This is a genomic window from Bacteroides sp. CAG:189 (assembly GCF_000432295.1).
Lineage (GTDB): Bacteria > Bacteroidota > Bacteroidia > Bacteroidales > Bacteroidaceae > Bacteroides > Bacteroides salyersiae.
In genome coordinates, this window is sequence record NZ_HF991052.1 from 1 (window position 1) to 4,007 (window position 4,007).

The window sequence follows — 4,007 nt, forward strand, 5'->3', positions numbered from 1 at the left end:
TTATTTATATTTTTTATTTGTGGACAAAAACAAAGTGAGCCGGTATATCTCCTGTAGTAACTGACCATTTCTTTTTTCCTTCTGGAGTAAAGCAATAGAGTGTACCGGGGGATACATAGTCTTTAGCATCTGTTATATAGAACTCTTTTGTTTCCGGATGAACGGCGATGCCGTAAGGCATTTTAATTTGTTTTTCTGTACCATCGGTGATGAGATTGTTGGTGATGATCTCTCTGGTTCGCGTGTCTATCAATGCATAATTGATTTTCCATTCTTCTTCATTAATATAACTGTATTCTGTGCTGTATAGATAGAGATAGTCATCGTCTATGTACAATTCAGAAGCAGCAACATTTAGTGTATCTATTACTTCATCTGTTCGGCTGTCTATGACATATAGATTAGAAGGAACAGTATAATAGTCACCTCGTGAACTGACGTAGAGATTTCCGTAATGATCAGCTTTCAATCTATGTAAGTTGATGGCTACATCTATCTTTTTGGTTTCAGTAAATGTGTTCAGATCGATGACGGAAACAGTACGGTCATAATTGGGTACGCGATATCCTCCGGAATTAGCTACATATAATCTGTTTTCAACAATGACCATCTCTTCCGGTTGATAACCTACTAAGCAAGTTGCTACCACTTGGAGGGTAGTAGTATCTACTTTGGCTACATATCCTAAACGTGCATTTGGGTCTATTTGCACGGGACCGGCGTATGAACTGACATAAGCATAGCCCTCATGAAAGGTAATATAACGGCAGTTAGGAATATCAATCGTTCCTAAATGACGGGCATCTTTTTTGTTCATCACTTCGATAAAATGAGAACAGTTGATAACAGCATACAATTTTTCACCATAGATTTGTATATCATTACCTACATCGCCTAATTCCAAGACAACGGAAGGATTGGTTTCTGCATATATATTTTTGTGATAGTAGCCTGTTGCATAGTCCATATAATCTAATGTACATTTATTACTTCCCATGTTTCCTTCGTTTAGCAAATAGAAACCTGCAATAGACTTTATATCCATAGGAGCTTGTACCTGCGTGCCGGTAGATCGTACAAGTACCTCATCTTCCCCCCGACAGGAACATATCAGAAAACAACTTATGGATAATAATAGAATGAATGATAATTTTTTCATGCTAATAATTATATTTGGATGGTAAGAATGAATTTATAGTTAGTACCTGGCATTGGATAGCATTTCACCACTTCAAATTGTTGGTTGAAAAGGTTGTTGACTTCTGCTGTCAATCGGTAGAGAGTATTTCGAATACGAAAACTTCGAGAGAGTGAAATGTCGTTCGTATACCATTCTGGGGCATAATTTTCTGGAATGTTGGCTCGTTGGTCATATCGTTCACCGGTATAAATGAAACTATAATTGACATCCCAGTTTTGCCAACTGGCATTAATAATCAATGAGCCACTGTGCCAGGGGATGTATGGTATTTGATCTCCGTAATATTCTTCTTTGGGATTGGTGAAATCTTGTGCCTTTTGATAAGTATAGGTGAGACGGGTATCAATAGAAAATTGTTTAGGTAATTCCCAGTTAGTTTGTATGGCTATATCTAATCCTCGTATTTCTACCATACCGAGATTCATCATTGTCCAGCGGAACTGATTGGAAGTGGGGACAGCTACTATTTTATTTTTCACTTCATTATAGTAAACATCTGCTTGTAGTTCGATGTTTTTTAACCATTTGTTTTGAAGAATAGGTGCATAAGTAAATCCTAAATTATACTGATTAGTGAATTCGGGTTTTAGTTTTATATTACCAATAAATGTATAATATAAATCGTTTAGGGTTGGCATGCGAAAGATGTTCTTGTAAAAACCTCGTAAATGGAAATTTGTTTTACGTATAGGTTTCCAGGAGGCCACAACGGTGGGAGTGATCTGCTTTTTATTTTCCATAGACATTGTGTCTGTACGAACATGATCGGATACAAATGTACCCAATACACTGGCCTGTAACTTGAACTGTTCGAAGTTCAGAGCACTTGCTATGGAAACAAGTGTGGTGTGACGATTCGGGTAAGGAAATTTGTACAGGTCAGCATTTAGTTTATTCCATTGATAGTCTAATGCAATGGATGCACTCCAATATTTATTGAAAGAGTATAAGTTGGCAACAGAAAGATAAATTTCTTGTTGTCGGTAATGGTTTTCTACGTACATCAAGCTGGCATCTTTATTCGGATCGGCCAGATAATGTAAATAATCATAGGCATATTTCCCATTGACTAATAGTCCGTATTTATCTGAGAAATGTTTTTTAAAAGATGATTGAATAAATAGGTTGGTATCCCATTGGCGGTCTTCATGAAACAGTTTATTCCGGACCATAGCTCCGGGAAGTCCTCTTTCTGAATGATAAAAATAGGCTTTTCCTTTCCATTCACCTTTGTTGATTTTTCCATATAAGCCACTTTCCACCCGGATGGAGTTAACATCTCCATTTTTACGTACTGCGGTTGTATCGTATCCTCCGGTTGTTTTATAGCGATATTTATAACGCCCGGTGGTATACATGTATTCGGAACTTAAAGATGCAGAAAGGCGTTCGTTTAATTTTTGCTCCCAAAGTACGGAAGGATTGATAACTCCGAAGGAACCGGTCTTAAAATTTCCTCGAATATTATATTGTTTGTTTCCATTGAATCTTGGTATACGACTTTGCAAATAAACGGTACCTGCTGATCCGAAATCTTTAGCAGACTGGAATATGGCACTGCGTTGTCCGTTGTATAGGGAAACTGCCTCCATATTGTCAAGAGAAAAACGACCGAGGTCAATTTGCCCATTCTGGGCGTTTCCCAGTTCAATGCCATCGTAAAATATACCAACATGGTTCGTTCCCATACTTCGTATGTTAACGGTTTTTAGTCCACCTATTCCTCCAAAGTCTTTAATTTGCACTCCAGAAAAATAACGTATGGCATCTGCAACAGAATGTACTGATAGTTTTTCCAATTGTTTTCCTTCCATGATTTGTACAGGAATAATTTCTTTAGACGATACTTTAGATGAAGTAATAGTAACTTCATCTATATGATAAATGCGCAACGTATCTATTTTATTTTGTTGCGCATGTAATAATGCATTCAGTGTCAGGAATATTCCTGTGAACCACTTAGCTTTGATTCCCATGCGTTAATTTGTTTGATAATGGTTTATACCTTTAATTATCAAATTGTTTAAGTTATTAGATATATATGAAATAAAGAAGCTGATACTTGTTGTTAAAGTATAGCATTTCCACTTCATAGCTCGTCCTCGAAAGCTATTGAACATATTGCATGGCAGGTCTTCTGACTTGTTTCTATAGTAAACGCCTTCCCAATCGACTTTTGGTCTTTCAGTGGCATGAAGTATGTATTTACTACATTTTAATGAAACACACAGCAACGGGACTGTTCAGGATTCCCACCTGATTCCCTTTTAATTATTATTTCCGTATGCTTGGAAAAAATAAACCAATGCATGGCAAATTTATGAATTTATTAAGAAATAGAGATGTATTATGGAAATTTTATTTTTTTGTTTCATTATCTATTAAAAATTCAATAAGTTATAAATATTATTTGGAAAATCTATTTGTAAAAAATCTTTGTTCTAAGAAGTGATAACTTCGAAGAACAAAGATTTTAGATTTTATTTAAAATTTACTTGGTATCTTATATAATAAGCTGCTCGTTATTGGTTAACCGAAGACCTTATATATATTTTGGATACCTCAACTGTACCGTCCTCATAGGTGATTTTGATAATATTAAAGCCTGGTATGGGTTGTGGTAAAGCTGTGCCATTTATTGTATAATACTCTTTTGTATGAACTATTTTTTCAGATGACTGATTTTCTATGCCGACACCACCATTTATTACATTGAATGTAATATTCAATACAGATTCGGAGGTCGTTAATACCAATGTGTATTTACCGGCGGGCAATCTTTCTCCTTCTCTGTTCAGAGTCAGAA

2 protein-coding genes, 1 pseudogene and 1 riboswitch are annotated in these 4,007 nt (G+C 35.8%); all 3 genes and pseudogenes read right to left on the bottom strand.

Annotation, left to right across the window (positions count from 1 at the left end):
* Positions 1-13: 13 nt before the first annotated feature.
* Positions 14-1,159, bottom strand: a complete 1,146-nt coding sequence (locus QVP90_RS07025; protein WP_021936034.1) for a YncE family protein — start codon at positions 1,157-1,159, stop codon at positions 14-16.
* Between the two features lie 8 nt (positions 1,160-1,167).
* Complete coding sequence (locus QVP90_RS07030; RefSeq protein ID WP_007481496.1) at positions 1,168-3,177, bottom strand: TonB-dependent receptor; 2,010 nt, start codon at positions 3,175-3,177, stop codon at positions 1,168-1,170.
* A 134-nt stretch (positions 3,178-3,311) separates the two neighbouring features.
* Positions 3,312-3,524: riboswitch (cobalamin riboswitch) on the bottom strand.
* A 199-nt stretch (positions 3,525-3,723) separates the two neighbouring features.
* Positions 3,724-4,007 (bottom strand): annotated as a pseudogene (locus tag QVP90_RS07035) (hypothetical protein); the annotation flags it as partial.

Bases quoted from the DNA above. Each gene is read 5' to 3' on its own strand.
- QVP90_RS07025 (WP_021936034.1), bottom strand. From the start codon at position 1,159: ATGAAAAAATTATCATTCATTCTATTATTATCCATAAGTTGTTTTCTG.
- QVP90_RS07030 (WP_007481496.1), bottom strand. From the start codon at position 3,177: ATGGGAATCAAAGCTAAGTGGTTCACAGGAATATTCCTGACACTGAAT.